This window comes from Acidovorax sp. KKS102 (assembly GCF_000302535.1).
Lineage (GTDB): Bacteria > Pseudomonadota > Gammaproteobacteria > Burkholderiales > Burkholderiaceae_C > Acidovorax.
In genome coordinates this window covers 4277699-4300534 of record NC_018708.1, presented here as the reverse complement: position 1 = coordinate 4300534, position 22836 = coordinate 4277699, and the positions used below count along the sequence as shown (strand labels likewise).

Sequence of the window (22836 nt, the reverse complement as noted above, 5' to 3'; positions counted from 1 at the left end):
CCAAAAGGGCGCGGGGCGTGCGGGGTGTCGGTACCCGCGCGTCAGCCGGCCAGTGCGGCGGTTTCGTGCGTCAGCACCTCGCCCCGCAGGGTGTAAGCCTTGGCTTCGGTGATGGTCACATCCACCATCTGCCCCACCAGGCGGGGCTGCCCGGCAAAGTTGACCACCCGGTTGCATTCGGTGCGGCCCATCAGCTCGCCCGCATCGCGCTTGGAGGCGCCCTCCACCAGAATGCGCTGCACCGTGCCCACGCGGCTTTCACTGATGGACTTGATGTTGGCGTTGATCACGCCCTGCAGGTGCTGCAGGCGGCGCAGCTTCACGTCGTGCGGCGTGTCGTCGTGCAGACCCGCAGCAGGCGTGCCAGGGCGGGGGCTGAAGATGAAACTGAAGCTGTTGTCAAAGTGGATGTCGTCGATCAGCTTCATCATCTTGTTGAAGTCGTCTTCCGTCTCGCCGGGGAAGCCCACGATGAAGTCGCTGCTCATGGCCAGATCGGGGCGGATGGCGCGCAGCTTGCGCACCGTGCTCTTGTATTCCATGGCGGTGTAGCCGCGCTTCATGGCCATCAAAATGCGGTCGCTGCCGTGCTGCACGGGCAGGTGCAGGTGGCTGGCCAGCTTGGGCAGCTTGGCATAGGCCTCGATTAGCCGGGGCGTGAATTCGTTGGGGTGACTGGTGGTGTAGCGAATGCGTTCGATGCCGGGGATGTCCGACACGTATTCGAGCAGCAGCGCAAAGTCGGCAATCTCGGCCGTGCCACCCATCTTGCCCAGGTAGGCGTTCACGTTCTGGCCCAGCAGGGTGATTTCCTTCACGCCCTGGTCGGCCAGGCCCGCCACTTCGACCAGCACATCGTCAAACGGGCGGCTCACTTCTTCGCCACGGGTGTAGGGCACCACGCAGTAGCTGCAGTATTTGCTGCAGCCTTCCATGATTGACACAAAGGCCGAGGCACCTTCGACGCGCGCGGGCGGCAGGTGGTCGAACTTTTCAATCTCGGGGAAGCTGATGTCCACCTGTGGCTTATCGAGCTGCTCGCGCTGGTTGAGCATCTCGGGCAGGCGGTGCAGGGTTTGCGGGCCAAACACCACGTCCACATACGGGGCGCGCTTGATGATCTCGGCGCCTTCCTGGCTGGCCACGCAGCCTCCCACGCCAATCTTCACGCCGCGCGCCTTCAGGTGCTTGATGCGACCCAGGTCGCTGAAGACCTTCTCTTGCGCTTTCTCGCGCACGGAGCAGGTGTTGAAGAGGATGAGGTCGGCCTCGTCCACGTTCTGGGTGGGCTCATAGCCCTGCGCGGCGTTGAGCACGTCGGCCATCTTGTCCGAGTCGTACTCGTTCATCTGGCAGCCGAAGGTTTTGATGAAGACTTTTTTGGCCATGGCAATTTCGCAAAAAGGCAAGCAAACACCGCGCCCTGCGTGGCGCGGAGACTGTGAAGGGGCAGCGGCGCAGCGGCCTGGCAGTAGCGCGGCGGAGGGGTTACTTCAGCGCGGCGCCCGAGCTGGTCGTGATGTTGGTGATGACGGCGTCACTGCCCTTGCGGGGCTGCGCAGCCTCGCTTTCGGTCAGGATCCAGGCAGCGTGCAGCATGCCGGTGCTGTTCTCCAGCACATAGTTGACCTTGAAGGTCTGGCCCATCACGGTGTGCGCCATGACCAGGGTGTTCTGGGGGCTGAACAGCCGCATGCCCGGGGCCATGCGGATGGTCTTGCCATTGAGTGTGGCTTCGGACGCGGTGTTGATGCTCAACGTGCCACGCAGCGCGGCTTCAGGGAACGGGCGTGAGAGGCCCAGGCCGGGCAGGGTCTGGGCCGAGGCGGGTGCCACGGCGCAGAGGGCTGTGCTGGCCATCACTGCCAGCAATGCAGCTTGGAAAAATCGAGGTGCCCGGCGGGAGGGGGCTGGGCCGGAAGAGCGTGTGGTGCAGCGGTTCATGGTTTACATCCAGGGGCTGAAGGCACAATTTTAGAAGGGGGTTGCCAGCGTGGCACATCCCTCGGACAAGTCAAGCGGCCCGTGCATCAATGGTCACTGGAGCGGGTTCTTGGGCTTGCCTGAAAGAAAAAACCCACAGTGGGTTGCCTCACTGTGGGTTTTTGTATTTGGTGGTCGTAGGTGGACTTGAACCACCGACATCAGCATTATGAATGCTGCGCTCTAACCAACTGAGCTATACGACCGCAGACCAAGATTATAGAACAAAAATTATTGGTGTGTGAAGTTTGCCGTGCGTTTGTTCATGAACGCGTCCATGCCTTCCTTCTGGTCCTGGGTGGCAAACAGCGCGTGGAACAGGCGGCGCTCGAACATCACGCCGTCGGCAAGCGTGCCCTCGAAGGCACGGTTGACCGATTCCTTGGCCGCCATGACGGCAATCTGCGAGAAGCCGGCAATGATGATGGCAGCGCCCCGCGCTTCGTCCATGAGCTTGTCGTAAGCCACTACGCGGCTGACCAGCCCAGCGCGCTCAGCTTCGGTCGCGTCCATCATGCGGCCTGTCAGTGCCATGTCCATGGCCTTGGACTTGCCCACGGCGCGGGGCAGGCGCTGTGTGCCACCGGCACCAGGGATCACGCCCAGCTTGATCTCGGGCTGGCCGAACTTGGCATTGTCCGCAGCGATGATGAAGTCGCACATCATGGCCAGCTCGCAGCCGCCGCCCAGTGCAAAGCCGCTGACGGCTGCAATGACGGGTTTGCGAATGGAGCGGATGGTCTCCCAGTTGCGGGTGATGTAGTCGCCCTTGTAGGTGTCAGCAAAGCTGTACTTGGCCATGGCACCAATGTCCGCGCCCGCCGCAAAAGCCTTTTCGCTGCCGGTGACGATCATGCAGCCGATCTTTTCGTCCGCATCGAAGGCCTTGAGGGCAGCGCCCAGTTCATTCATGAGTTGGTCGTTCAGCGCATTGAGTTGCTTGGGCCTGTTGAGGGTGATGATGCCGACCTTGTCCGCTTCAACGCGCACCTCGATGGTTTCGTAAGCCATGAAATCTCCTGGGGGTTATGGTTGGTTATGAAAGCTGCAGCAATATACCCAAGGCAGTGGGGCTTTGCTGTCGTCAGGTCAGCCAGCGTCCCAGCGCGACGGCGTCTGTCACCGTCAGGCTGATGGTGTCTGGCGCCATGGATGGAGCTGCAGCGTTGCGTCGGCCCTTGGCAGGGACTCCAGTCGACTGGACCGGCGGCATTTCCAAGGGCAGGCGCAGGAGCCGCCCGTCGCGTGCCACCAGGGCCTGCAGGGTGGTGAGGGTCCCCGCGTAGAAAGTGACGTCGTCGAGCTTGCTAATGCGCCAGCCCTGGCCCTGCACTTCTATGCCCAGCCACTCATCGCCGGCAGACATTCCTGCCTTCTCTGCGGCTCCGCCACGCAGCACGGTCTTGATCTGCACGCTGTGGTTCTCGGCTACGCGCAGGCCCAGGCGCTGGGCCAGCTGCGGCCGGTCGGCCTTGAGCGCCACGCCGTGGGCGGCCAGCAGCTCTTCCAGGGGCAGATCGGCAGTGCTATGCACCCAGTGCGCCAGCTCCTTGTCGAATGGCCGCCCGGCCAGGTCGTGGAGCACGGCGCGCAGATCTGCTTCGGTCATCGGCCCGCCCGCGCAGCGCTTCCACAGAGCCTGCATCACATCGTCCAGCGTGGCTTTGCCCTCACGCCGCAGAGCCAGGTCCAGGCACAGGGCCACCAGCGAGCCCTTGGTGTAGTAGCTGACGGTAGTGTTGGGTGTGTTCTCGTCCTGCCGGTAGTACTTCACCCAGGCGTCAAAACTGGCCTGGGCCACAGTTTGTACCGACCGGCCGGGTGTTTGCAGCACCTGGTTGATCGTTTTGGTGATGAGCTTGAGATAGGTGGCGTCGTCCAGCAGCCCGGCGCGGCGCAGCAGCAGGTCGTCGTAGTAGCTGGTGAAGCCCTCGAAGAACCACAGCAACTCGGTGTAGTTCTCCTGCGCATAGTCGTAGCCGGCGAACTCGGCGGGCCGCAAGCGCTTGACGTTCCAGGTGTGAAAGTATTCGTGGCTGATGAGGCCCAGCAGCGTGGTGTAGCCCTCACTGGCCCGCGCCTCGCCCTGACGCGGCAGATCACGCCGTCCGCAAATCAGCGCTGTCGAGTTGCGGTGTTCCAGCCCGCCATAGCCGTCTCCCACGGCGTTGAGCATGAAGACGTAGCTTTTGAAAGGCGCCTTGCCCTCGCGGTGCCAGAAGCGGATGGCGGTTTCGCAAATTTTCTGCGTGTCGGCCAGCAAGCGCTTGCCGTCGAACGACGGAGCCGCACCCGCCACCACAAACTGGTGGGCAATGCCGCAGGCCTTGAAGCGCCCCACCCAGAAGTTGCCCAGCTCCACCGGGCAATCCACCAGCTCGTCGTAGTCGGCCGCCAGATACAGGCCAAAGCCTTGTTTGTCGGCATCCAGGGGCCGTAGGCCAGTGGCGGCAGCCCAGGTCGCCGTGGCAGCCGTGCGTGCCAGCTCCAGGGTGTGGGGCTGCGTCTCCTGGCCATGTACGCGCAGGCACAGACTGGTGCCGTTGAAAAAGCCTCGTGAGGCGTCCAGCCAGGCAGTGCGTACGGAGCTGTCGTAGGCGCACACCTGATAGGTCAGCACCAAGGGCTTTCCCTCTGCGCATTGCACTTGCCAGCGGTGCTTGTCCAGTTGGGCCGTTTGCAAAGCGCGTTGGCCTTGCCGAGCCGCCAGCGCTTGCAGATTCTTGGAGAACTCCCGCACCAGGTAGCTGCCCGGGATCCAGACCGGCAGAGACAGTTCTTGCGATGCCGCTGGCCGCTGCACCGTCAGCGTCACGGTGAACAGATGCGCGTGCAGGTCTGTGGGTTCGACGCGGTAGTGAATGTCTGCAGCAGAGGCTGGGCGGGAGAGGGGCATGGCATGTGCCGCGCAAGGGCCGCGCGGGGTCGTCGGTCGGGGGCTTTCAGCGGCGGGTCAATTGGCGGAGGGGGTGTCGCTGGCGGCTTCGGCCAGGCGCTTTTCCACCTCCTGGGCACCGATGGCGCCGGGCACGCGTGTGCCGTTGGCAAAAATCAGGGTGGGGGTGCCGGTGATTTTGTACTTCTTGCCAAAGGCCAGGTTGCGCTGCAGAGCACTCGTGTCGCAGCTGGCGGCCGGTGCGGGCTTGTCACGCACCATCTGGTCTTGCCATGCCGTGGCCTGGTCCTTGGAACACCAGATGTTGCGCGACTTTTCGGCCGAATCCGGGCTCAGGATGGGGTACAGGAAGAGGTACACCGTCACGTTGTTGATTTGCTGCAGGTCGCGCTCAAAGCGTTTGCAGTACCCACAGTTGGGGTCCTCGAACACGGCCACCTTGCGCTTGCCGTCGCCGCGCACAATGGTCACGGCATCTTTCAGGGGCAGGGCGGAGAAGTTGACCGCTGTCAGCTTGTTGATGCGGTCTTCGGTCAGGTTGCGGCGCGCCTTGGAGTCGATGAGTTCGCCCTGGATCACATAGTCGCCCTTCGCGTCGGTGTAGAACAGGTCGGTGCCGATGCGCACTTCGTACAGACCTTTCATGGGAGTTGGGCGCACTTCGTCGATCTTGTCCATCTGAGGAATACGCTGGGCCAATGCCTTGCGGATGGCGTCCTCTTGCGCCGTGGCGCTCAGGCTCAGGGTGGCTGCCGCGGCGGTCAGCAAAGCAGTGGTCAGTTTCATCGTATTCCTGTCTATCAAACTCGCGCGTTCAGCGCATTCCCATGGCTTGGCGGGCCACAAAATCTTTCAGCATGCCGCTGCGTTCAAAGCCCTTCATGCCCCAATTGCGCAGGGCTTGCCAGGGGGCTTCCTGGCGCGCAAACAGTTGCTGCAATCCATCGGTGGCCAAGCCCATCGCTGCCAGGGCAGCTTTTTGTTGCCGCTCATAGCGGCGCAGCAGTCGCAAGTCAGCCACGCTGCGCCAGTAGTCGCGGGTGCGCAGCACCTCGGCCAGGGCTGTCACATCAGCCAGCCCCAGATTCAGCCCTTGCCCTGCCAGCGGGTGCACGTTGTGGGCGGCATCGCCCGTGAGCACCCAGCTTCGTGCAGCATTTCCGGTAGAGGTCGCGCCGCACCAGCGGTCTGCCTTGGCCAGTTGCAGCGGCCACGTGGCACGCTCTGCAATGAGTTGAACGTTGCCCAGTGTTTGCTGGCTCGCCGTCTGCAACTCTTGCGCAAAAGCGTCGGCAGACAATGCCATCAGCCCGGACACCCGGTCCTCAGGGACGGACCACACCACGGCCACAGAGTTCCCCTGGACGCCCTCCAGCGGCAAAAAAGCCAGAATGCCTTGCGGCGAAAGCCACTGGCGTGCCACCTGTCCATGCGGATGTTCGCAGCGCACCCGCGTGGCAATCGCGTGCTGGGCATAGGGCGTCACGTCAAAGCGCACGCCAAACTCGGCCCGGGTGGTGCTGGCGCGGCCTTCGCACACCACGGTCAGGGGCGCGGCCACCGGGCTGTCCACCACCTCCACCAGGGGCTGAAACCGCACAGCCTGGGCCAGGCGCTCTTCCAGGGCCGGCACATCCACGATCCAGGCGAGTGCTTCCACCCCCTGGGGGGCGGCATCGAAATGCACGCAGCCGTCCTGATCACCCTGTACCTGCATGTGCTTGACGGCGGTGGCGTGTTCAGCATCGGGCCAGCTGCGCAGCGATTCGAGCAGGCTGCGGGACGCTGCATTCAAGGCATAGGCCCTTACGTCGGCGGTCGCCGCGCTGTGTGGGCCCGGGGCGGGCACCAGGGCCACCTTCAGTCGTTCCCGTGCCAGCAACAAGGCCAAAGTTCGGCCCACGATGCCGGTGCCACGAATACAGATATCAAAGGTTGGGGCCATGAGAGGCATTGTAGGAGGGGTCTTACCCCCTGCGATGAGAGGGCAGAATTGCGGTCTGGCCTTTCTGGCCCCCTTCTTCAGGAGCACCCGGCGTGAGTTTCCCTTCCGAGTCTGATCTGTCCGGCACCATTGCGCGGCTGTTTGTGTACCCCGTCAAATCCTGTGCGGGCATCGAGGTGCAGCAGGCGCTGCTCACCGAGACCGGGTTGGATCTGGACCGCGCCTGGATGGTGGTGGATGCGCAGGGCATGTTCCTCACCCAGCGCAGCTTGCCCCGCCTGGCGCTGATCCGGCCCCAGCTCAAGAGCGACGAAATGGTGCTGCGGGCTCCGGGCATGCTGGCATTGCATGTGGCGATCGACGCGGTGGAAGCGCCGGCCACGGTGACCGTCTGGCGCGACACGGTCCCTGCGTGGGACATGGGCCCTGCGGCGGCGCAGTGGTTCAGCGATTTTCTGGGGCAGCCTTGCCGCCTGGTGCGGTTTGACCCAGAGCATCGGCGCCTGTCCAGCCTGGAGTGGACGGGGGGCGTGGAGGTCCCCAACCAGTTTGCCGACGGGTTTCCGCTGCTGGTGACCAGTGAGGCCTCCTTGCAGGACCTTAATGTGCGGCTTGCCGCCGAGGGGCATCCCTCCGTCGGCATGGAGCGGTTCCGGCCCAATGTGGTCTTGGCCGGAGTGGATGCCCACGACGAAGACCGTGTGGACATGATTCACGTGGAGGGCGATGGCACCACCGACGTCCACCTGCAGCCGGTAAAGCCCTGCGCGCGATGCCCCATTCCCGACATCGACCCGGCCACGGCCGAGAGCCATCCGTCGGTGGGTGACACCCTGCGCACCTACCGGCAGGACAAGCGGCTGGACGGCGCCATCACCTTTGGCATGAACGCCATCGTGCGCAGCGGCGCGGGGCAGTGGCTGCGCGTGGGGCAACGCATGGCCGCCGATTTGCGGTTTGAATGAGTGCCTGATGCAGGCCCTCGGCAGCGGGTGCTGGGCGGGCCCGTAAAATCGGCGGTTTGTCTCCAGAACACCAGAAAGCCCTGCCATGAGCCTCCAATGCGGCATCGTGGGCCTGCCCAACGTCGGCAAGTCCACCCTTTTCAACGCGCTGACCAAGGCTGGTATTGCCGCCGAAAACTATCCCTTCTGCACCATCGAGCCCAATGTGGGCGTGGTGGAAGTGCCAGACCCCCGCCTCCAGCAACTGGCCGAGATCATCCACCCAGAGCGCATCGTCCCCGCCATCGTCGAGTTTGTGGACATTGCCGGCCTGGTGGCGGGCGCCAGCCAGGGGGAAGGCCTGGGCAACCAGTTTCTGGCCCACATCCGCGAAACCGACGCCATCGTCAACGTGGTGCGCTGCTTTGAAGACGACAACGTGATCCACGTGGCAGGCCGTGTGGACCCGATCTCGGACATCGAAGTGATCCAGACCGAGCTGTGCCTGGCCGACCTGGGCACGGTCGAGAAAGCCCTGAACCGCTACACCAAGGCCGCCAAGTCGGGCAACGACAAGGATGCCGCCAAGCTGGTGGCGCTGCTCACGCGCATCCAGGCTGCCCTCAACGAAGGCAAGCCCGCCCGCTCGGTCGAGATCACCAAGGAAGAGCAGCCCCTGCTCAAGTCCCTGTGCCTGATCACGGCCAAGCCCGCAATGTTCGTGGGCAACGTGAGCGAAGACGGTTTTGAGAACAACCCGTTCCTGGACCGCCTCAAGGACTACGCGGCCAGCCAGAACGCCCCTGTGGTGGCCATCTGCGCCAAGATGGAAGCCGAGATGGCCGAGATGAGCGACGAAGACCGCGACATGTTCCTGGCCGAAATGGGCCAGACCGAGCCGGGCCTGGCGCGCCTGATCCGTGGCGCTTTCAAGCTGCTGGGCCTGCAGACCTACTTCACGGCAGGCGTGAAGGAAGTGCGCGCATGGACCATCCACATCGGCGATACCGCACCCCAGGCGGCCGGCGTGATCCACGGCGACTTCGAGCGCGGCTTCATCCGCGCGCAGACCATCGCCTTTGAGGACTTCATCGCCTACAAGGGCGAGCAGGGCGCCAAGGATGCCGGCAAGATGCGCGCCGAAGGCAAGGAGTACGTGGTCAAGGATGGTGATGTGCTGAACTTCCTGTTCAACGTCTGACCACCCCCCAGACCCGTGTGGGTCTGCCGTGCTCCCCGCCATCCCTGTCTGCCCTTGGGCTGGCAGGGATTTTTTCTGGCGATGCCGCGTTCGATCCCGCGGCTGTCCACCCATTCACCCGTTCTGGGTTATTTGCGCATGAATACCGGAATCCTCTACGCCGCCCTGGCCTATGTCGCCTGGGGATTGTTCCCGCTGTACTTCAAGCAGGTGGCCGATGTGCCCTCGCTGGAGGTGGTGATGCACCGCACGCTGTGGTCGCTGGTGGTGGTGCTGGGGCTGCTGGCGTTGCGCAGGCAGTGGGCGTGGATGGCGTCGGTGGTGCGCCAGCCGCGTGTGCTGGGGGCCTTTGCGCTGTCGGCAGTGCTGCTGTCGGGCAACTGGCTGACCTACGTATGGGCCGTACAGAACCACCACGTGGTCGATGCGAGCCTGGGGTATTTCATCTTGCCGCTGGTGAATGTGGCGCTGGGCTTCGTGTTCCTGCGCGAGCGCCCCCGGCCTGGGCAATGGCTGGCCGTGGCGGTAGCTGCGGCTGGTGTGCTGTGGCTGGCAGTGCAGGCAGGGCGCCTGCCCTGGATCGCGCTGGTGCTGGCCCTGACTTTCGGGTTCTATGGCCTGTTGCGCAAGGTCGCGGTGTTGGGCGCGCTGGAGGGGCTCACGCTGGAAACCTTGATGCTGGCGCCGGTGGCGGCCGTGGTGCTGGCCTCGTGGAGCTGGCAAGGGCAGGGCGCTCTGGTGCAAGGCGACCTGTCCACGGTGGGGTGGCTGTTGTTGGCTGGGCCCATGACCGCCATTCCTTTGTTGCTGTTTGCCGCCGGTGCCCGGCGCATTCCCATGTCCACCCTGGGCATCCTGCAATACATCTCTCCCAGCCTGCAGTTTGCGTTGGGCGTCTGGGTGTACAACGAGGCCTTTCAGCCTGCGCGTCTGGTGGGCTTTGTGCTGATCTGGGCGGCTTTGGTGGTGTACAGCGTGGAGGGCTGGTGGGCGCGCCAGCGGGCGGTGCTCGCATAGCACGCCTGCGGGTGGGCGGTTGTCGCCTGAGCTACTGCAAACGCGCAGATCGATTTTGTCAGCCACGCGTAAGATCCTGCGATTTGTCTGACGGGTGCCGCATGTGTGTTGCTGCGCCACCTTTCCTTTCTCTTTCAGGCCTGAGCCCGCCACCACATGCTTTTGGGACGCAAAAACCTGTTTTCGGCGACGGATGCCTTCCCGTTGACCGATGCCGTGCTGGAGTTCGACGATTCTTCGTCGGTGGCCGTCCGACCTGGACGGCGCGCACTGGACGGCTTTGGCCCCCGGGGCGAACGCAGCGCTTCGTCCAAGTGGTGGGCCGTGGCAGGGCTGATTGGCCTGTACGCGCTGGCCCTGGCGGGGTTTTACGCCCTGGGCGTGGTGGGGGCTCAGGTGTTATGGGTACTGGCTGGCCTCACGGCTGCGGGCTTTGCCGTTTTCGGTGCCGTGTTCCGGTCGGGCTTGCAGCGCAAGCTCAGGCTGCGGCATCTCAAGCTGGGCATCGTGACCACGGCCATCGGCGGCATGCTGGTGGTGTTTTATCTGGAGCCGGTCACGCAGATCCTGCTGGCGCCGTTCATGTTCGTGGCAGTGGCCTACGCCATCTTCACCGTGCCCCGGCGCACGCTGCTGGTGCTGACGGCCGCTGTGTTGTGCGCCTATGCGGCGGTGATTGCTGCGCACTATGCAGAGCAGGGCAACGACGCCCTGTTGCGGCTGGAGCTGATGCACCTGCTGGCACTGGCCGTATCGGTGCCGGCGTTCATCGTCCTCATGGGCCGCGTGCAGCGGCTGTACCGCAGCCTGTACCAGGCCAGCCGCAAGATCAAGAACATCCAGGAAGACGCGCAGCGCGACACCTTGCTGGGCTGCTTCAACCGCCGCTACATCCTGGCGGCGCTCGAAGAACAAAAGCAGCTGGCCGATGAAAGCGGGATTCCGCTGTGCCTGGCTGTGCTGGACATTGACCACTTCAAACGCATCAACGACGAGCTGGGCCACCTCGGAGGCGACGAGGTGTTGCGCACCTTTGCCCGCATTGCGCAGCAGGGCGTGCGTGGCGGTGATGTGTTTGGGCGGTATGGGGGGGAAGAGTTCTTGCTGATCTTCCCGGCCACCTCGCTGCTGCCCTCGCTCAACACCTGCGAGCGCATCCGGGCCCAGGTGGAGTCGCACGCCTGGACGGACCTGCTCAAGGGCCGCGTGACGGTCTCCATCGGCGTGACGCAGTATGTGCTGGGCGAGTCGGTGCTGGAGTTCTTCTCGCGGTCAGACACCGCCATGTACATGGCCAAGGAGGGCGGGCGCAACCAGGTGGTGGTCGAGGAGCCGATTGCCAAGGGCGACTCGCAGATGTCGGACTTGTCGATTCCCAGCAGCCACGCGTTCTTGTAGGGACTCGCCCGCATGGGCGCACAAGCCCCCGGGCGCCCTGCGCATCGGAGGCATCGACCCACCATGAGTTCATTGCCAAAGCCCATTGCAGCAGGGCTCTGGCCGGCAACCTAAATCGCCAGATGACCAGGCATGAAATACAGCAGCACGCTGGTCATCGCCAGATAGCGCAGAAACTTGCCCACAGCCATGTAGGCCAGGCATTGCCAGAACGGCAGCTTGAGCCAGCCGGCCACCGCGCACAGCGGGTCGCCCACCACCGGCAGCCAGCTCAGCAGGCAGGCGCGCGCGCCAAAGCGCTTGAGCCAGTTCAACGCCTGCACCTCGGTCGCATTGCCTCGCGCCTTGTCCACGGCCTTGTGCGCCCCCAGGCCCATCCACCAGCTCACGCCACCGCCCAGGGTGTTGCCCACGGTGGCGACCAGGATGGCAGGCCAGAAGAGGTCCGGGTTGAGCTTGATCAGGCCAAACACGGCCGGCTCGGAGCCCAGTGGCAGCAGCGTGGCCGAGACAAACGACACCACAAAGACCGTGCTCAGTCCGAACTGCGGCAGGGCCAGCCATTCGAGCAGCTGGTGCATCCAGATTTCCATAGCGGCTGAGTGTAGGGGGCTGCCGGGGCTTCGTTCGCCCCTGGGGCGCTGTCCTACAGCGGCGCGCGCCATCGGCGCATGGCCGGGCTGGAAGGGCTTTTGTATCGTGAAAACACATTGGCCCTGAATGACACACCCAGGAGGTCGCCCATGCTGGCATTGCCCACCACGCCCACTTCCCGCCGCTTGAATCCCACCGCTGCCATGCCGCCAGCGACCCGCTGGTCGTCCGTCGCCGTGGCCCTGCTGCTGTCGGCGTGTGCGCACAGCCCCCAGGCCGCGGTGCCCGCGCCGGGACTGCAAAGCGGGGTCATGCCGTGGGAGCAGACGGCCACCTCGCCCTGCGACAAGGAGCCCACCGCAAGGCCCGCGCTGGAGCGTATTGGCCGTGAGCTGCAGTCCCAAGGGATGGCATTGCAGGCCACCTGCAACGCCGCCAGCGGGGGCTGGGTGGTGCAGGTGCAGGTGGTGGATGGCACCAAGGCCCATAAGGTGGTGCGCGGGCCGCTGGCCGACGGGCAAGCGGTGGACATGGGCACCCCGGCGGGCGCTGCGCGGTCCGAGGCCGCAGCGGGAGCCACGGGCTTTTCCCCCGATGTGTTGCACAACCGCCAGTGGCTGCGTGCGCTCATGGCGCGCCACCAGTTCGACAACCTGCCGGATGCCTGGTGGCATTTCGCGCAGCGGGGTCTGCCGCCGGCGCAGGCTGCAGACACTGATCTCGCCGCACGTTGAAGTGAAGCGCTTTCCCCGGGGCACCTGACCTCAGGGGGAGAGTAGGGCCGCAGGGCCATAGCGGTCCATCAATGAAGCCCTGGCGGCAGATAGAAAGCGCGTGCACCCCATTTCAGTTGCTGAAATTTTGAGCAGGTACAATCCCGCCTCCTTTTTCAGCATCGTTTGCTGCCTCCCCGCTTCCTACCCCGCCCATGCAAATCGGCCACATTCCTTTGGCGAACCGGTTGTTCGTCGCCCCGATGGCGGGCGTCACCGACCGGCCGTTCCGCCAGCTGTGCAAGGCGCTGGGGGCGGGCTATGCGGTGAGTGAGATGGTGACCTCGCGCAAGGACTTGTGGAACAGCCTCAAAACCTCGCGCCGGGCCAACCATGAAGGGGAGCCGGGGCCCATTGCCGTGCAGATTGCCGGCACCGATGCGCCGATGATGGCCGAGGCGGCGGTCTACAACGTGGAACGCGGCGCGCAGATCATCGACATCAACATGGGCTGCCCGGCCAAGAAGGTCTGCAACAAATGGGCGGGTTCTGCGCTGATGCAGAACGAAGCCCTGGCGGTGGAGATTGCCGCTGCGGTGGTCGAGGCCTGCGCGCCTTTCAATGTGCCCGTCACCCTGAAGATGCGCACCGGCTGGTGCCAGGAGCACAAGAACGCTGTGCACCTCGCACGCCAGTTCGAGGCCGTGGGCATCCAGATGCTCACGGTGCACGGCCGCACACGCGAGCAGGGCTACAAAGGTCAAGCCGAGTACGACACCATCGCAGCCGTCAAGGCGGCGGTGAAGGTGCCCGTGGTGGCCAACGGCGACATCACCTCGCCCGAAAAGGCGCGCGATGTGCTGGCCGCCACCGGCGCCGACGCGATCATGATCGGCCGCGCCGCCCAGGGCCGGCCGTGGATCTTCCGCGAGATCGGCCACTTTCTGGCCACGGGCGAACACTTGGCACCACCGCTGGTGGCCGAGGTGCGCCGCCTGCTGCTGGACCACCTGCAAGACCACTACAGCCTGTACGGCGAGCTGACCGGGGTGCGCAGTGCGCGCAAGCACATTGCCTGGTACCTGCGCGCGCTGCCTGGCGGCGAGGCCCTGCGGGCACACATCAATACGATCGAAGACTGCACCACGCAGTGGCAGGCCGTGGCTGACTACCTGGACACCCTGGGCCAGCAGATGGACCGGCTGCCTGCCGCCACCGACGTGGATGCCGACACAGAAGAACAAGAGGGATTGGCTGCATGAGCAAGAAACACATAGAAGAATGCGTGCGCGAGAGCCTGCAGGGCTACTTTCGCGACCTGGGCGGCGAGACGCCCGATGGCATGTACGACATGCTGGTGCGTGTGGTCGAAAGGCCGCTGCTGGAAGTCGTGATGCAGCAGGCCGACAACAACCAGTCGCGCGCCGCCGAATGGCTGGGCCTGAACCGCAACACCCTGCGCAAGAAGCTGGTCGAGCACAAGCTGCTCTAAGAGACTGAGAGTCTCTTGTACGAACCCGCCATGCACGCCAAAACACTCCGGCTCGTCGTTGCAAATGCTCGCCATAGCCCGAGCTATGGCTGTGCTTTGCGCCTAGATCCGAAGCGTTTTCGCGCGCCTTTCGGGCTCGGCCAAAAAACTCTCAGCCTCTGACTGCTCTATAAGACATACAACTACTAAATTAATAGCTGCCAGCGCATGATGCACTAGCGCTACAGCCCGTTTTTATTCAAAACCTCCGCACCACCACCATGAACGCACTCCTCTCCGTCTCTGACAAGACCGGCATCGTCGAATTCGCGCAAGCGCTGCACGCGCTGGGCATCAAGCTGCTGTCCACCGGCGGCACCGCCAAGCTGCTGGCCGACAAGGGCCTGCCCGTGACCGAAGTGGCTGAGGTCACGCAATTCCCCGAAATGCTCGACGGCCGTGTGAAGACGCTGCACCCCAAGGTGCACGGCGGCCTGCTGGCCCGCCGCGAGCTGCCAGAACACATGGCTGCGCTGAAGGAACACGGCATCGACACCATCGACCTGCTGGTGGTCAACCTGTATCCCTTTGAAGCCACCGTGGCCAAGGCTGGCTGCACACTGGCCGACGCCATCGAGAACATCGACATCGGCGGCCCCGCCATGGTGCGCAGCGCCGCCAAGAACTGGAAGGACGTGGGCGTGATCACGTCGGCCGACCAGTACGACGCCGTGCTGGCCGAACTGAAGGCCGGTGGCAAGTTGAGCGACAAGCTGCGCTTTGCGCTGTCGGTGGCCGCGTTCAATCGCATTGCGCAGTACGACGGCGCGATCAGCGACTACCTCTCGTCCGTCACGTTCGAAGCAGAAAAACTGTCGGAAACCTATGTGCCCACGCGCACCCAGTTCCCCGGCCAGAGCAACGGCATCTTCACCAAGGTGCAGGACCTGCGCTATGGCGAAAACAGCCACCAGCAGGCCGCGCTGTACCGCGACCTGCACCCTGCGCCCGGCTCGCTGGTCACCGGCGTGCAGCTGCAGGGCAAGGAGCTGAGCTACAACAACATCGCCGACGCTGATGCCGCGTGGGAATGCGTGAAGAGCTTTGAAGCCGCCGCCTGCGTGATCGTCAAGCACGCCAACCCCTGCGGCGTGGCCGAGGGCCTGGATGCGCTGAGCGCTTACAGCAAGGCCTTCCAGACCGACCCCACCAGCGCTTTCGGCGGCATCATCGCGTTCAACCGCGTGGTGGACGGCGCCGCCGCAGCGCAGGTCAGCAAGCAGTTTGTCGAAGTGCTGATGGCCCCCGACTTCACCGCCGATGCGCTGGAAATCTTCAAGGCCAAGGCCAACGTGCGCCTGCTCAAGATCGCGCTGCCTGCCCACGGTGGCAAGACCGACTGGGAACGTGGCCGCAATGCCATGGACGCCAAGCGCATCGGCTCGGGCCTGCTGCTGCAGACGGCCGACAACCACGAGCTGTCGCTCATCGACCTCAAGGTCGTTACGAAGAAGCAGCCCACGCTGGAAGAAATGGAAGACCTGCTGTTCGCCTGGAAGGTCGCCAAGTACGTCAAGAGCAACGCCATCGTCTTCTGCAAGGGCGGTATGACCATGGGCGTGGGCGCAGGCCAGATGAGCCGCCTCGATTCCGCCCGCATCGCCAGCATCAAGGCGGGCCACGCAGGCCTGACCTTGCAAGGCACGGTTGTGGCGAGCGATGCGTTCTTCCCCTTCCGCGACGGCCTGGACGTGGTGGTGGATGCGGGGGCGACCTGCGTGATCCAGCCCGGTGGCTCGATGCGCGACAACGAAGTGATCGACGCTGCCAACGAGCGCGGCGTGGCCATGGTCTTTAGCGGCGTGCGCCACTTCCGCCACTGAGATGACGGGAATGGCGACGGGGCCTGCAGCGGTGCGCGTGCATGATGCACCGCGACGATGAGACCCCGCCACCCCGGCCCCGCTGGCTGGGGTGGGCCCTGATTGGGTTCATGGCGCTGGTGGTGTTGGGCATGCTCAACCTGGGCTGGCGCATGTTGCAGCCCGTGTCGGGTGCTGGCGGGCAAGGCAGCGCTGCTTCACCGCCCTCCGCATCGGCCGGATTTCGCCTGGTGGAAGCATCCGATTGCCTGCGCTGCCATGGCATGGAGCGCCACTACGTCGGTCCGTCGTTTCAGCAGATTGCAGCGCGGTACCGTGACCGCGCCGACGCGATCGATTACCTGGCCGGCAAGATCCGCAACGGCAGTGTGGGCGCGTGGGGGCGCACCGTGATGCCCCGCCACCCGCAAGTCACGGAAGCCCAGGCGCGTGAGATGGCGCAGTGGCTGGTGTCGCTGCCGGTGCCGGCTGCTGCGGCACCCGGCGCGTCGGCCTCAGAGGCCGCATCGGCGCCACGCTGACGGCGACGGCGACCTGGGCTCCAGGGAGCGAGATTTCTGTCGGAGCTCAGGCCCCAAAGTTCATCGGCAGGCCCACATAGTTTTCCGCCAGCGATACCGAAGCAGCACGCGAGTGCACCAAGTAGTCCAGCTCGGCCTCCTGGATCTTCTGGCCGAACTCGCCCGTTTCTGGAAAGCGGTGCATCAGCGAGGTGAACCACCACGAAAAGCGCTCGGCACGCCACACGCGGCGCAGGCAGCGGTCGGAGTAGGTGTCGATGCCCACGGACGATTTCTCTTTGTAGAACTCGGACAGCGCGGTCCACAGGTAACCCACGTCGCTGGCGGCCAGGTTCAGGCCCTTGGCGCCGGTGGGGGGCACGATGTGGGCCGCGTCGCCGGCCAGGAACATGCGGCCAAAGCGCATGGGCTCGGCCACAAAGCTGCGCAGCGGGGCGATGCTCATCTCCAGCGCCGGACCGGTCACCAGGTTGGCGCGGGCCTCGGGGTCCAGGCGGTTGCCCAGCTCGGTCCAGAACTGGTCGATGGTCCAGTTCTCGACCTTGTCAGTCGTGGGCACCTGCACGTAGTAGCGGCTGCGCGTGGCGCTGCGCATGCTGCACAGCGCAAAGCCGCGCTCGGTGTTGGCGTAGATGAGTTCGTGCGACACGGGCGGTACATCGGCCAGCACGCCCAGCCATCCAAAGGGGTACACGCGCTCGTAGGTCTTGAGCAGGTTGGCCGGTGCGCTGGCGCGGCACACGCCGTGGTAGCCATCGCAGCCCGCGATGAAGTCACAGGCCAGCTCGTGGGTCTGGCCGTCCTTCTGGTAGGTCACGCGCGGGTTTTGACCATCAAAGTCGTGCACTTGCACATTCTGCGCGTCGTACACGGTGGTCAGGCCCGCCGCGGCGCGGGCGTCCATCAGGTCGCGGGTCACTTCGGTCTGGCCGTACACGGTCACGCGGCTGCCGCCGGTCAGTTCGTGCAGGTCGATGCGGTGGCGCTGGCCCTTGAACAGCAGCTCGATGCCATCGTGGGGCAGGCCCTCGGCATGGGCGCGGGCGCTCACGCCTGCCTGGTCCAGCAGGTCCATGCAGACCTTCTCCAGCACCCCGGCACGGATGCGGCCGAGCACGTAGTCGGGGCTGCGCTGCTCGATGATGACGGCGTCAACGCCAGACTTGTGGAGCAACTGACCGAGCAGCAGGCCGGCGGGGCCGGCACCAATGATGGCAACCTGGGTGCGCATGGGAAACCTCTGGGAAAGGGATGTGGAAGCTGGGGAGATACCGAAAACCAATGGCCTTGAGCGTAGGTTGATCCAGATCAACGCGATATCCGACAACGCCGATTTCGTGCGATCAGTCGATGCTTTGTGCGATGATCGCGCAGTCTCCGGGGGGGCTGGAGTTGGCAACTCTGGCCGTCATCGCACCGAGCTGCTGCGGGGCTCCGCCAGCCCTTGCGCCCCGGGTCCATCCACCTGCACTTCACACACCACCGCCCATGGCTTCCACCCCCATCGCCAAGGCAGATTTCATTGAAGGCATGGCCAAGGGCATGGCCGTGCTGGAGAGTTTTGACACCGAGCGCCAGCGCCTGAACTCCACCCTGGCAGCGCAACGCACGGGCCTTACGCGCGCGGCGGCGCGGCGGCACCTGCTGACGCTGGCGTACCTCGGGTACCTGGAGACGGATGGCAGCTACTTCTGGCTGGCTCCCAAGGTGCTGCGGTTTTCGGGCAGCTACCTGGCGTCTGCACGGCTGCCACGCGTGCTGCAGCCCACGCTGAACCGGCTTGCCGCGCAGACCCAGCAGTCGTTTTCGGCGGTGGTGCTTGATGGGGATGAGGTGGTGATCGTGGCGCGCAGCGGCGTGTATGGCGCGCCGGCGCGGGTGCTGGCCTATGGCTTGCACCTGGGCGCGCGGCTGCCGGCCCACCCTACGTCCACCGGGCGGGTGTTGCTGGCGGCGCTGCCCCCGGCGGAGCTGACGGCCTGGCTCAAGAACCGGCCCCTGCACCGCCTCACGCCGCTGACGATCACGCAGGTGGGCCCGCTGCGGCAGGTGATCGCCAAGGTGCGGCGCGACGACTATTGCCTGGCGGTGGAGGAGCACGAGCTGGGCGTGCACGCGCTGGCCGTGCCGCTGCGCAACCTGCAGGGCCACACCGTGGCGGCGCTCAACGTGGTGGCATCGCCCAAGCAGATGGACGAAGGCAGCCTGCAGCGCGACATGCTGCCGTTGCTGCAAGACGCTGCCCGCGAGTTGCGCGGACTGCTGTGAGTCTCCTCTGCTGCAAGCCTCGTCGCCATGAAAAATGGCCCTCGTGAGGGCCATTCAGTGCCAAATTGGCAGGAAGCGCTAGTGCAATATGCGCAGACAGCTATTGTTTTGAGAGCGTCTTGAACACTTCACGCGCTGCAGTCACAGTGGCTGCCACGTCGTCGGCAGTGTGGGCAGCGCTTACAAAACCGGCTTCGTACAGGGCCGGTGCAATGTAGATGCCCCGGTCGAGCAGACCGTGGAACAGCTGGTTGAAGCGCGCGCTGTCGGTCTTGAGCACCTGGGCGTAGTTTTGCGGCAGCTCGGGAAGCAGGAAAAAGCCGAACATGCCGCCCTCGCAGTCGCCGCAGAACGGCACGCCTTCAGCATCGGCGGCCGCTTGTAGTCCATCGACCAGCGAGCGGGTGCGGGCCGACAGCGCATCGAAAAAGTCGGGCTTTTGGATCTCGCGCAGCGTGGCCAGCCCGCAGGCCGTGGCCACCGGGTTGCCCGACAGCGTGCCCGCCTGGTACACGCCGCCCAGTGGCGCGAGGTGTTCCATGATGGCGCGCGGCCCGCCAAAGGCCGCCAGCGGCATGCCGCCGCCGATCACCTTGCCCAGCACGGTGAGGTCGGGTTGGAAGCCGGGGATGCTCTTGGCGTACACGCTTTGGGCGCTGCCCAGGGCCACGCGGAAGCCCGTCATCACTTCGTCGAGCACCAGCAGCGCGCCATACTCGGTGCACAGCTCACGGCAGCGTTTCATGAACGGCACGCTGGCGCGCACCAGGTTCATGTTGCCCGCAATGGGTTCGATCATCACGCAGGCCAGCTCCTTGCCGTGCAGGGCAAAGGCTTCTTCGAGCTGCGGGATGTTGTTGTATTCGAGCACGATGGTGTGCTGCACTACCTCGGGCGGCACACCGGCGCTGGTGGCATTGCCAAACGTGGCCAGGCCCGAGCCGGCCTTGACCAGCAGCGAGTCGGCATGGCCGTGGTAGCAGCCCTCAAACTTGATGAACTTGCTGCGACCCGTGGCGCCGCGCGCAAGGCGAATGGCGCTCATGCCCGCTTCGGTACCCGAGCTGACCAGGCGGATCATCTCCATCGAAGGGACCAGGCTCAGGATCTCTTCGGCCAGCTCCACTTCGCGCTCGGTGGGTGCGCCAAAACTGAAGCCTTCGAGCGCGGCCTTCTGCACGGCCTCCAGCACCGCCGGGTGGCCGTGGCCGAGGATCATCGGGCCCCAGGAGCCGATGTAGTCGATGAAGCGCTGGTCGTTCGCATCCCAGAAGTAGGCGCCTTGCGCACGCTTGACAAAGCGGGGTGTGCCTCCGACCGCCTTGAAGGCCCGCACGGGCGAATTCACGCCTCCGGGGATCAGCGCCTTGGCGCGTTCGAACAGGGGAATATTGAGATCAGTGTTTGGTGTCATGGGGTGGCATCACAAAACCCTCCAGGGCCTGTGTTTCGTCAATCGTGGGTTCTTCTTCGTCGCCGTCGGTCTCTTCGCCCTCGGGCTGCGCCCAGAACATGCGGTCGGGCACGATGTGCCCCATGCCGGGGCGAAAGCCTGCATCCAGGCAGCGGTCCAGATAGCCCAGGGCTTCGCTGGTGGCTTCGCCCAGATCGTTGCCGCTGCCTACCAAGGCGGTGAGCGCTGCCGACAGGGTGTCGCCCGCGCCGGAGAAGGTGGCATCGAACAGCTCGAACTTGCCGCTGCCCAGCACGGTCTGGGGCGAGGCCAGTACGTTCTCGACAAACTGCTCGGGCAAGGGGATGCCAGTGACTAATGTGTAAGGCACGCCCATCTCGGAGGCTGCGCGGGCAATGTCGCGCGCGGTGGGGCTGCGCTCGCCCGTCCAGTCCGGCAGCAGCCAGCGCCACAACGTGCTGTGGTTTCCAACCAACACCGAGGTCTGGGGCAGCAGCAGCTCGCGGAAGGCGTCGAGGTACTCGTCAATCAGCTCGTCGCGCCACCAGGACAGGTTGGGCATGTAGGCGATCACGGGGACTTCGTCGTAGTCGGTCGTGATCTCGGCAATGGTGCTGATGTTCTCGGGGCTGCCCACAAAGCCGACCTTGATCGCCTGCACGGGCAGGTCTTCCAGCACGGCCCGCGCCTGCTCGGACACCGCCTCGTCGTCGAAGCTGAAGTGGTCAAAAATCTGAGCCGTGTCGCGGGCATAGGCCCCGGTGACCACGGCAATCGGGTGTCCGCCGACAGAGGCGATGGTGGTGATGTCGGCGGTCAGTCCGCCCGCTCCACTGGGGTCGCTGGCGTTGAAGACCAGCACACAGGCCGGGCTCGCTTCCTCCGCGTCATCGTCGTCAATATCTGGGATTTCGGAGGGGGGGAGGGAGGCTTTGGTGGTCATGGACCAGATCCTGCTGGAGGGGTGGCACAGAAGCTGCAGGCCGCGGAAATCGCTAGATACAATCGTTGCATTCTATGTGAAGGCCCTTTAAGCTGTGACCGACTTTAAAACTTGGATGTGTTTGATTTGCGGCTGGATTTATGACGAAGCGCAGGGGTCTCCCGAGCACGGCATTGCACCCGGCACGCCTTGGGATCAGGTCCCGATGAACTGGACCTGCCCAGAATGTGGCGCCCGCAAGGAAGATTTCGAGATGGTCCAGATCTGAGGCGCTCCAGCACCATTCGCTGCTGCGTTGTTTATTTTCTCCATCGGGAGCAGTGACAATTGACTACAACAGGCGCATCTTTCAAAGTGCTCGTGGTGGATGACAGCAACACCATCCGTCGAAGCGCCGAGATTTTTCTCAAGCAGGGGGGGCACGAAGTCTTGTTGGCCGACGACGGCTTTGATGCTTTGGCCAAAGTCAATGATTACCAGCCTCAGCTGATTTTTTGCGACATCCTCATGCCCAAGCTCGACGGGTACCAGACCTGCGCCATCATCAAGCGCAATGCCCGTTTTGCAGATACTCCGGTAGTGATGCTGTCCTCCAAGGACGGTGTGTTCGACAAAGCGCGTGGGCGCATGGTTGGCTGCCAAGAATATCTCACCAAGCCGTTTACCAAAGACCAGCTGTTGCAGGCCGTGCAGCAGTTTGGCAATTCCCAACAAGGAGCTATCTAATGCCCATTCAGAAAGTATTGGTCGTCGACGACTCGAAGACCGAGTTGATGTTTTTGACGGACCTGCTTCAGAAAAAAGGCATGCAAGTTCGTACTGCAGAAAATGCCGAGGAGGCATTTCGCCGTCTGGCCGAAGAAAAGCCCGACCTCATCCTGATGGATGTGGTGATGCCCGGCCAAAACGGCTTCCAGCTCACGCGTGCCATTACCCGCGACCCCCTTTACGCTGATGTGCCGATCATCATGTGCACCAGCAAAAATCAGGAAACCGACCGTGTCTGGGGCATGCGCCAAGGTGCGCGCGGCTACATCACCAAGCCGGTGGACCCCGCAGAGCTACAGGCCAAAATCGACGCTCTGAACTGAGGCAGCGGCGCGCTCATGGCAAACCGCGAAGCCCTACGGGAGCTCCAGACCCGACTTGCCAGCCGCTTGCAGGCTGCAAGGTCCGAAGGTACATCTGTGTCCTCCTGGCTGGCTGTAGAGTCCGCCGGGAATTTCTATTTGCTGCCCCTGGGGCAGTCCGGGGAGATCTTCCCTTGGGTATCGGTGCAGGCCGTGCCTTACACCCAGAGCTGGTTTCTGGGTGTGGCCAACCTGCGAGGTGGCCTTGTGGGGGTGGTGGACCTCGCGGGTTTGCTGGGCTTCAAAGCGCCGCGCACCGAGCAAGCGCTGTCCGAGGCCAGTCTGCTCGCGTTCAATGCCGCGCTCGACGTGAATGCCGCCCTGCTAGTGGACCGCTTGGCGGGTCTGCGTGGCACGGATGCGTTTGTGTCGTCCGAGTTGCCGGCCGAGGAATCCCCCAGCTTCTTCGGTACCACTTATATTGATTCCAGTGGTACACGCTGGCAGGAGCTGAACTTGCAGATCCTGTCCCAACATCCCGCTTTCCTGAGCATAAGTGCTTGAGTTTTTCTGTA

At 64.2% G+C, this 22836-nt stretch carries 24 protein-coding genes and 1 tRNA gene; 14 read left to right on the top strand and 11 right to left on the bottom strand.

All coding sequences use genetic code 11. The annotated features are described in order from the left end of the window. Positions 1-41: 41 nt before the first annotated feature. From miaB to C380_RS19700, 7 genes are all read right to left on the bottom strand, one after another. Positions 42-1388 (bottom strand): tRNA (N6-isopentenyl adenosine(37)-C2)-methylthiotransferase MiaB, encoded by a 1347-nt coding sequence (miaB, locus tag C380_RS19730; RefSeq protein WP_015015610.1) that lies wholly within the window; start codon positions 1386-1388, stop codon positions 42-44. Positions 1389-1488: 100 nt separating this feature from the next. After that, positions 1489-1860, bottom strand: a complete 372-nt coding sequence (locus C380_RS19725; protein WP_015015609.1) for a hypothetical protein — start codon at positions 1858-1860, stop codon at positions 1489-1491. 252 nt (positions 1861-2112) lie between these two features. Further along, positions 2113-2189 (bottom strand) — tRNA-Met (locus C380_RS19720). 25 nt (positions 2190-2214) lie between these two features. Beyond that, positions 2215-2994 carry an enoyl-CoA hydratase gene (locus C380_RS19715; protein ID WP_015015608.1) on the bottom strand — a complete coding sequence of 260 codons (780 nt, stop codon included), beginning with the start codon at positions 2992-2994 and terminating at the stop codon, positions 2215-2217. A gap of 73 nt (positions 2995-3067) precedes the next feature. After that, the gene (locus tag C380_RS19710; protein ID WP_015015607.1) at positions 3068-4879 is read right to left on the bottom strand and encodes a M61 family metallopeptidase; all 1812 of its coding nucleotides are present in this window, start codon (positions 4877-4879) and stop codon (positions 3068-3070) included. Positions 4880-4936: 57 nt separating this feature from the next. Next, positions 4937-5665, bottom strand: a complete 729-nt coding sequence (locus C380_RS19705) for a DsbC family protein (protein ID WP_015015606.1) — start codon at positions 5663-5665, stop codon at positions 4937-4939. Between the two features lie 28 nt (positions 5666-5693). Then, on the bottom strand, positions 5694-6833 hold the full coding sequence (locus C380_RS19700; RefSeq protein ID WP_043565665.1) for an FAD-dependent monooxygenase: 1140 nt from the start codon (positions 6831-6833) through the stop codon (positions 5694-5696). A gap of 83 nt (positions 6834-6916) precedes the next feature. Between C380_RS19700 and C380_RS19695 the strand changes: the two genes are divergently transcribed. From C380_RS19695 to C380_RS19680, 4 genes are all read left to right on the top strand, one after another. Further along, on the top strand, positions 6917-7789 hold the full coding sequence (locus C380_RS19695) for an MOSC domain-containing protein (protein WP_015015604.1): 873 nt from the start codon (positions 6917-6919) through the stop codon (positions 7787-7789). Positions 7790-7874: 85 nt separating this feature from the next. After that, entirely contained in the window at positions 7875-8969 is a 1095-nt protein-coding gene (gene ychF / locus C380_RS19690; RefSeq protein WP_015015603.1) for a redox-regulated ATPase YchF, read from the top strand. Positions 8970-9107: 138 nt separating this feature from the next. After that, entirely contained in the window at positions 9108-9986 is an 879-nt protein-coding gene (gene rarD / locus C380_RS19685; protein WP_015015602.1) for an EamA family transporter RarD, read from the top strand. A 156-nt stretch (positions 9987-10142) separates the two neighbouring features. Next, positions 10143-11384, top strand: a complete 1242-nt coding sequence (locus C380_RS19680; RefSeq protein WP_015015601.1) for a diguanylate cyclase — start codon at positions 10143-10145, stop codon at positions 11382-11384. Between the two features lie 110 nt (positions 11385-11494). Here C380_RS19680 and C380_RS19675 read toward each other — a convergent pair whose 3' ends face one another. Continuing rightward, positions 11495-11977, bottom strand: a complete 483-nt coding sequence (locus C380_RS19675; protein ID WP_043565663.1) for a YqaA family protein — start codon at positions 11975-11977, stop codon at positions 11495-11497. Between the two features lie 150 nt (positions 11978-12127). Here C380_RS19675 and C380_RS19670 point away from each other — a divergent pair, with 150 nt between their 5' ends. The 5 genes from C380_RS19670 (at position 12128) to C380_RS19650 (ending at position 16566) form a co-directional block, all read left to right on the top strand. Further along, a complete protein-coding gene (locus tag C380_RS19670) occupies positions 12128-12712 on the top strand; it encodes a M15 family metallopeptidase (protein ID WP_015015599.1) in 585 nt (194 codons plus the stop codon). A gap of 194 nt (positions 12713-12906) precedes the next feature. Further along, positions 12907-13953: a tRNA dihydrouridine synthase DusB gene (dusB, locus tag C380_RS19665; RefSeq protein ID WP_043565661.1), complete on the top strand. Its 1047-nt coding sequence runs from the start codon at positions 12907-12909 to the stop codon at positions 13951-13953. Then, positions 13950-14183: a Fis family transcriptional regulator gene (locus tag C380_RS19660; protein ID WP_015015597.1), complete on the top strand. Its 234-nt coding sequence runs from the start codon at positions 13950-13952 to the stop codon at positions 14181-14183. The genes dusB and C380_RS19660 overlap by 4 nt, the downstream gene beginning before the upstream one ends. A 260-nt stretch (positions 14184-14443) precedes the next feature. Further along, positions 14444-16045, top strand: a complete 1602-nt coding sequence (purH, locus tag C380_RS19655; RefSeq protein WP_015015596.1) for a bifunctional phosphoribosylaminoimidazolecarboxamide formyltransferase/IMP cyclohydrolase — start codon at positions 14444-14446, stop codon at positions 16043-16045. A 41-nt stretch (positions 16046-16086) separates the two neighbouring features. After that, the gene (locus C380_RS19650; protein WP_015015595.1) at positions 16087-16566 is read left to right on the top strand and encodes a c-type cytochrome; all 480 of its coding nucleotides are present in this window, start codon (positions 16087-16089) and stop codon (positions 16564-16566) included. A 46-nt stretch (positions 16567-16612) separates the two neighbouring features. Here C380_RS19650 and pobA read toward each other — a convergent pair whose 3' ends face one another. Then, complete coding sequence (gene pobA / locus C380_RS19645) at positions 16613-17797, bottom strand: 4-hydroxybenzoate 3-monooxygenase (protein WP_015015594.1); 1185 nt, start codon at positions 17795-17797, stop codon at positions 16613-16615. A 257-nt stretch (positions 17798-18054) separates the two neighbouring features. On the opposite strand from pobA, the gene C380_RS19640 reads away from it, so the two are divergent. Beyond that, on the top strand, positions 18055-18834 hold the full coding sequence (locus tag C380_RS19640; protein WP_015015593.1) for an IclR family transcriptional regulator C-terminal domain-containing protein: 780 nt from the start codon (positions 18055-18057) through the stop codon (positions 18832-18834). Between the two features lie 100 nt (positions 18835-18934). On the opposite strand, the gene hemL is transcribed toward C380_RS19640, so the two are convergent. Then, complete coding sequence (gene hemL, locus C380_RS19635) at positions 18935-20248, bottom strand: glutamate-1-semialdehyde 2,1-aminomutase (RefSeq protein ID WP_015015592.1); 1314 nt, start codon at positions 20246-20248, stop codon at positions 18935-18937. Next, complete coding sequence (locus C380_RS19630; RefSeq protein ID WP_015015591.1) at positions 20232-21191, bottom strand: bifunctional hydroxymethylpyrimidine kinase/phosphomethylpyrimidine kinase; 960 nt, start codon at positions 21189-21191, stop codon at positions 20232-20234. The genes hemL and C380_RS19630 overlap by 17 nt, the downstream gene beginning before the upstream one ends. Positions 21192-21285: 94 nt before the next feature. Here C380_RS19630 and C380_RS24700 point away from each other — a divergent pair, with 94 nt between their 5' ends. Genes C380_RS24700 through C380_RS19615 form a run of 4 tightly spaced genes read left to right on the top strand, consistent with a single transcriptional unit; the run spans position 21286 to position 22825 of the window. Continuing rightward, the gene (locus tag C380_RS24700; protein WP_015015590.1) at positions 21286-21459 is read left to right on the top strand and encodes a rubredoxin; all 174 of its coding nucleotides are present in this window, start codon (positions 21286-21288) and stop codon (positions 21457-21459) included. Positions 21460-21518: 59 nt separating this feature from the next. Further along, positions 21519-21917, top strand: a complete 399-nt coding sequence (locus tag C380_RS19625; RefSeq protein ID WP_015015589.1) for a PleD family two-component system response regulator — start codon at positions 21519-21521, stop codon at positions 21915-21917. Next, positions 21917-22282 (top strand): PleD family two-component system response regulator, encoded by a 366-nt coding sequence (locus tag C380_RS19620; protein ID WP_005796104.1) that lies wholly within the window; start codon positions 21917-21919, stop codon positions 22280-22282. The genes C380_RS19625 and C380_RS19620 overlap by 1 nt, the downstream gene beginning before the upstream one ends. 15 nt (positions 22283-22297) lie before the next feature. Beyond that, complete coding sequence (locus tag C380_RS19615; protein ID WP_015015588.1) at positions 22298-22825, top strand: chemotaxis protein CheW; 528 nt, start codon at positions 22298-22300, stop codon at positions 22823-22825. Positions 22826-22836 lie beyond the last annotated feature (11 nt).

Bases quoted from the DNA above. Each gene is read 5' to 3' on its own strand.
- C380_RS19615 (WP_015015588.1), top strand. From the start codon at position 22,298: ATGGCAAACCGCGAAGCCCTACGGGAGCTCCAGACCCGACTTGCCAGC.
- miaB (WP_015015610.1), bottom strand. From the start codon at position 1,388: ATGGCCAAAAAAGTCTTCATCAAAACCTTCGGCTGCCAGATGAACGAG.
- C380_RS19680 (WP_015015601.1), top strand. From the start codon at position 10,143: ATGCTTTTGGGACGCAAAAACCTGTTTTCGGCGACGGATGCCTTCCCG.
- C380_RS19675 (WP_043565663.1), bottom strand. From the start codon at position 11,977: ATGGAAATCTGGATGCACCAGCTGCTCGAATGGCTGGCCCTGCCGCAG.
- rarD (WP_015015602.1), top strand. From the start codon at position 9,108: ATGAATACCGGAATCCTCTACGCCGCCCTGGCCTATGTCGCCTGGGGA.
- purH (WP_015015596.1), top strand. From the start codon at position 14,444: ATGAACGCACTCCTCTCCGTCTCTGACAAGACCGGCATCGTCGAATTC.
- C380_RS19650 (WP_015015595.1), top strand. From the start codon at position 16,087: ATGATGCACCGCGACGATGAGACCCCGCCACCCCGGCCCCGCTGGCTG.
- C380_RS19660 (WP_015015597.1), top strand. From the start codon at position 13,950: ATGAGCAAGAAACACATAGAAGAATGCGTGCGCGAGAGCCTGCAGGGC.
- dusB (WP_043565661.1), top strand. From the start codon at position 12,907: ATGCAAATCGGCCACATTCCTTTGGCGAACCGGTTGTTCGTCGCCCCG.
- C380_RS19700 (WP_043565665.1), bottom strand. From the start codon at position 6,833: ATGCCTCTCATGGCCCCAACCTTTGATATCTGTATTCGTGGCACCGGC.
- C380_RS19725 (WP_015015609.1), bottom strand. From the start codon at position 1,860: ATGGCCAGCACAGCCCTCTGCGCCGTGGCACCCGCCTCGGCCCAGACC.
- C380_RS19670 (WP_015015599.1), top strand. From the start codon at position 12,128: ATGCTGGCATTGCCCACCACGCCCACTTCCCGCCGCTTGAATCCCACC.
- C380_RS19640 (WP_015015593.1), top strand. From the start codon at position 18,055: ATGGCTTCCACCCCCATCGCCAAGGCAGATTTCATTGAAGGCATGGCC.
- C380_RS19710 (WP_015015607.1), bottom strand. From the start codon at position 4,879: ATGCCCCTCTCCCGCCCAGCCTCTGCTGCAGACATTCACTACCGCGTC.
- C380_RS19705 (WP_015015606.1), bottom strand. From the start codon at position 5,665: ATGAAACTGACCACTGCTTTGCTGACCGCCGCGGCAGCCACCCTGAGC.
- pobA (WP_015015594.1), bottom strand. From the start codon at position 17,797: ATGCGCACCCAGGTTGCCATCATTGGTGCCGGCCCCGCCGGCCTGCTG.
- ychF (WP_015015603.1), top strand. From the start codon at position 7,875: ATGAGCCTCCAATGCGGCATCGTGGGCCTGCCCAACGTCGGCAAGTCC.
- C380_RS19715 (WP_015015608.1), bottom strand. From the start codon at position 2,994: ATGGCTTACGAAACCATCGAGGTGCGCGTTGAAGCGGACAAGGTCGGC.
- C380_RS19630 (WP_015015591.1), bottom strand. From the start codon at position 21,191: ATGACCACCAAAGCCTCCCTCCCCCCCTCCGAAATCCCAGATATTGAC.
- C380_RS19620 (WP_005796104.1), top strand. From the start codon at position 21,917: ATGCCCATTCAGAAAGTATTGGTCGTCGACGACTCGAAGACCGAGTTG.
- hemL (WP_015015592.1), bottom strand. From the start codon at position 20,248: ATGACACCAAACACTGATCTCAATATTCCCCTGTTCGAACGCGCCAAG.